Raw genomic sequence first — 4,146 nt, forward strand, 5'->3', positions numbered from 1 at the left:
TTCGGCGAAGGGCACCACCACGTCCTCGCCGGCCCGCGGGGCCAGCGGCATGAGCGCGGCCAGTTCGGCCGCCGCCCGCTCGATCCGCTCGGCCAGCCCGTCCGCGCCCCAGTCCTCGGACGCCGCGTACACCCCGGTCGGTACGACCACGGCCCGCAGGTAAGCGAACAACGGCCGCAGCGCGTGTTCCAGCACCAGCGAGTGCCGCCCCGTCCCCCCGGTCGCGCCGATCAGCACCGGCTTCCCGGTCAGCGCGTCCTTGTCCAGCACGTCGAAGAACGACTTGAACAGCCCGCTGTAGGACGCGCTGAACACGGGCGTGACGACGATCAGGCCGTCGGCCCCCGCCACCGCGTCCTGCGCGGCGGCGAGCGCCTTGCCCGCGAACCCGTTGGTGAAGTGGTGCGCGATCTCGACGGCGAGTTCACGCAGCTCGATCACCTCGGTGTCCGCCTCCGCCTGCCGGCCGACGGCGGCGGCCAGCCGGTCGGCGAGCAGCCGGGTGGAGGACGGGACGCCCAGTCCCGCCGACACGACGACGAGCTTCATGCGGTGGTTCATACGGTGGCCGCCTCCTTCTCCTTCTTCTCCTTCGCGGCGAGCAGCGACTGGTGGGTCGGCGCCTGAGGCACGTGGGCCGGGCGCCCCTTGGCGAACTCCTCGCGCAGCACGGGCACGACCTCCTCGCCGAGCAGGTCGAGCTGTTCCAGCACGGTCTTCAGCGGCAGCCCCGCGTGGTCCATGAGGAACAGCTGGCGCTGGTAGTCGCCGGCGTACTCGCGGAAGGCCAGGGTCTTCTCGATCACCTGCTGCGGGGACCCGACGGTCAGCGGGGTCTGCTCGGTGAAGTCCTCCAGCGAGGGCCCGTGGCCGTACACCGGCGCGTTGTCGAAGTACGGCCGGAACTCGGTGACCGCGTCCTGCGAGTTCTTCCGCATGAACACCTGGCCGCCCAGGCCGACGATGGCCTGCTCGGGCGTCCCGTGCCCGTAGTGGGCGTACCGCTTCCGGTAGAACTCGACCATCCGCCTGGTGTGGTCGGCGGGCCAGAAGATGTTGTTGTGGAAGAAGCCGTCGCCGTAGTACGCGGCCTGCTCGGCGATCTCCGGCGAGCGGATGGAGCCGTGCCAGACGAACGGCGCCACGTCGTCCAGCGGGCGCGGGGTGGAGGTGAAGCCCTGCAGCGGGGTGCGGAACTTGCCCTCCCAGTCCACGACGTCCTCGGTCCACAGGCGGCGCAGCAGGGCGTAGTTCTCGACGGCGAGGTTGATGCCCTCCCGGATGTCCTTGCCGAACCAGGGGTAGACCGGTCCGGTGTTGCCGCGGCCCATCATCAGGTCGACGCGCCCGTCGGCCAGGTGCTGGAGCATCGCGTAGTCCTCCGCGATCTTCACCGGGTCGTTGGTGGTGATCAGCGTGGTGGACGTGGAGAGGATCAGCTTCTCCGTCCGCGCGGCTATGTAGCCGAGCATGGTGGTCGGGGACGACGGCACGAACGGCGGGTTGTGGTGCTCGCCGGTGGCGAAGACGTCGAGCCCGACCTCCTCGGCCTTCAGCGCGATGGCGACCATGGCCTTGATCCGCTCGCGCTCGGTCGGGGTCCGGCCCGTGGTGGGGTCCGGCGTGACGTCGCCGACCGTGAAGATCCCGAACTGCATGGTCGCTCACCCTCCAGGTTGTTGACCGTTCAACTATACCCTCGGAACGGTCACCCCTCCCCGGATATTCCGGCCGCCCGCCGGGATCAGGGCACCAGCACCAGCCGCCCCCGCACCCCACCCGCAGCCAGCCGGGCGTGCGCCTGCGCCGCCTCCGCCAGGGCGTAGGTCTCGGCCACCCGCAGGGTCAGCACCCCCTCGTCGACCAGCCGGACCAGCTCCGCCAGCCCGGCCCCGTCCGCGGCCACCTCCACGGCCCCCGTCCGCACCCCGCGCACCGGCTCCGGGAACGCCCCCGGCCGCACCCCGACGTACGCACCCCCGTCCCGCACCCACTCCAGGGCCGCGCCGCCGAGCACCGCCGCGTCCAGCACCGCGTCCACGCTCCCCGGCTCCACCCCCTCGGCCGTGAAGCGCGCGGCACCCAGCGAACGCACCAGCTCCTCGTCGCCCGCCCGGGCCTGCCCGGTCACCTCGATCCCCCGGTGCGCCGCCAACTGCACCGCGAACCCGCCGACCGCCCCGGCCGCCCCGGTCACCAGCAGCGACTGGCCCGGCGCGAGGTCCAGCAGCCCCAGCGCCTGCAGCGCGGTCAGCCCGTTCAGCGGCAGCGTGCCCGCGTGCACGGCGTCCACCGTGGCCGGCGCCTTCGCCGCCGCGTCCGTGGCCACCACCACGTACTCCGCGTGCGCCCCCAGCGGAGCGGCCACCCCCGCCACCAGCGCCACCACCGGGTCACCGATCTGCCAGGCCGCAGCGGAGCCGACCGCGTCCACCGTCCCGGCCACGTCCCAGCCGAGCCCGAGCGTCTTGCCGGCCCCGCCGAAGAAACCGGCGCGCACCCCCGCGTCCACGGGGTTCAGCGCCCCCGCGGCCACCTTGATCCGCACCTGACGCGCCCCCGGCTCCGGGACCGCCACCTCCGCGATCTCCACCGCTTCGGGACCGCCGAACGACCTCACCACAGCAGCACGCATGAAAACTCTCCTCGCATACAAGGAACTTGGGGATTCCGCGGCCCGTTTCCGACCGCGAGACCAACCGTAGGAGAGGTACTATCCATTGGTAAGTAGTTACCTGAGAGTGCGTAGGTGTCCCGAGAGGAAGAGCCCATGGCCACCATGACCGCCGCCCAGCGCCGCGAACAGGCCCGCACCCACTACGACGCCTTCCTGCGCGAGTGCCCCACCAACCAGCTCCTCGGGCGGCTGAGCGACAAGTGGGTCAGCCTCGTCGTCGCCGCCCTGGCCCCCGGCCCGCTGCGCTTCAGCGACCTCAGCCGCAAGCTCGCCGGCGTCAGCCCCAAGATGCTCACCCAGACCCTGCGCGCCCTCGAACGGGACGGCATCCTCAGCCGCACGGTCACCCCGTCCGTCCCGGTCCGCGTCGACTACGCCCTCACCCCGCTGGGCGCCAGCCTCGCCGGGCTGCTCACCGCCGTGAAGGACTGGGCGGAGACCCACTTCGACGAGGTCCGCACCGCCCGCGAACGCTACGACGCCGACACCCCCGCCTGACCCGGGACGGGCGACGCCTCAGAAGGTCGACGCCTCAGAAGGTCGACGCCTCAGAAGGTCGACGCCTCAGGAGGCCGACGCCTCAGAAGGCGTACTCGTCCCCCGTGTCCAGCACCAGCACCGCCACCCGGTCGTTCGACCGGTCCTGGTCCACCGCGCCCGCGCTCCACACCGTGTCGATCTCCAACGTCACCTCCGAGGGCCGCTCCCGCAGCCGCACCGGCACCCGCAGCCGCTCCCCCGGCGCCGCCACCGCCAGCGCCCCCGTCCCGCACAGCACCGTCCGCTCGTCCTCCCGGACGCACCGGGCCGGCAACTCCTGCGCGTCGGCCAGCTCCACCGACCAGCGCAGCCGGACCGTGGCGTCCGCGACGGCGGCCGGCCCGTTGTCCAGCGGGGTCAGCCGCACCTCCGCCCGGTCTTCGTCCAGCACCGCCGTGCCGTGGAAGGCCAGATCCGCCTCCGGGACCGCGCCGGCCACCGCCGTCCCCGGAACCAGGACGGCACCGGCACACACCCCGGACAACACCCACGCCCGCATCCGCACGCCCACCACTCCTCGCTCGCGCCGGCACCGCCGCACACCCGGCCGCCGCGACGACGGCCGCCGTACGGATGTATGCCACGCGCACCGCACCCGGGCGCCCTCCAACAAGGTGACACCGCCCCCACATGGAAAGCTGCGCCCATGCCGATCCTCCGCTCCGCCGCCCTCTTCGCCGTCGCCGCCCTCTTCGAGATCGGCGGCGCCTGGCTGGTCTGGCAGGGCGTACGCGAACACCGCGGCTGGCCGTGGACGGCCGGCGGCGTCCTCTCCCTCGCCGCGTACGGCTTCGTCGCCACCTTCCAGCCCGACGCCCACTTCGGCCGCGTCCTCGCCGCCTACGGCGGGATCTTCGTGGCCGGCTCCCTGCTGTGGGGCGCCGTCGCCGACGGCTACCGCCCCGACCGCTGGGACATCACCGGGGCGC

At 73.0% G+C, this 4,146-nt stretch carries 6 protein-coding genes; 2 read left to right on the forward strand and 4 right to left on the reverse strand.

Going from position 1 to position 4,146, the window contains the following annotated elements; genetic code table 11:
• The 3 genes from IE312_RS05705 to IE312_RS05715 all read right to left on the reverse strand — a co-directional run.
• Positions 1 to 549, reverse strand: a 549-nt coding sequence (locus IE312_RS05705; protein ID WP_189978998.1) for a CE1759 family FMN reductase, incomplete at its 3' end; no start/stop codon positions are given.
• Between the two features lie 8 nt (positions 550 to 557).
• Positions 558 to 1,658 carry an LLM class flavin-dependent oxidoreductase gene (locus tag IE312_RS05710; protein ID WP_189978895.1) on the reverse strand — a complete coding sequence of 367 codons (1,101 nt, stop codon included), beginning with the start codon at positions 1,656 to 1,658 and terminating at the stop codon, positions 558 to 560.
• An 86-nt stretch (positions 1,659 to 1,744) separates the two neighbouring features.
• Positions 1,745 to 2,635 carry an NADP-dependent oxidoreductase gene (locus IE312_RS05715; protein ID WP_189978897.1) on the reverse strand — a complete coding sequence of 297 codons (891 nt, stop codon included), beginning with the start codon at positions 2,633 to 2,635 and terminating at the stop codon, positions 1,745 to 1,747.
• Between the two features lie 135 nt (positions 2,636 to 2,770).
• On the opposite strand from IE312_RS05715, the gene IE312_RS05720 reads away from it, so the two are divergent.
• On the forward strand, positions 2,771 to 3,175 hold the full coding sequence (locus tag IE312_RS05720; RefSeq protein WP_189978899.1) for a winged helix-turn-helix transcriptional regulator: 405 nt from the start codon (positions 2,771 to 2,773) through the stop codon (positions 3,173 to 3,175).
• An 82-nt stretch (positions 3,176 to 3,257) separates the two neighbouring features.
• Here the strand turns inward: IE312_RS05720 and IE312_RS05725 are convergent, their stop codons facing one another.
• On the reverse strand, positions 3,258 to 3,716 hold the full coding sequence (locus IE312_RS05725) for a hypothetical protein (protein ID WP_189978999.1): 459 nt from the start codon (positions 3,714 to 3,716) through the stop codon (positions 3,258 to 3,260).
• A gap of 147 nt (positions 3,717 to 3,863) precedes the next feature.
• Between IE312_RS05725 and IE312_RS05730 the strand changes: the two genes are divergently transcribed.
• On the forward strand, positions 3,864 to 4,146 hold a 283-nt coding region (locus IE312_RS05730; RefSeq protein WP_229899123.1), incomplete at its 3' end, for a YnfA family protein.

The organism is Streptomyces capoamus, from assembly GCF_014654935.1.
GTDB classification, from domain to species: Bacteria; Actinomycetota; Actinomycetes; order Streptomycetales; family Streptomycetaceae; genus Streptomyces; species Streptomyces capoamus.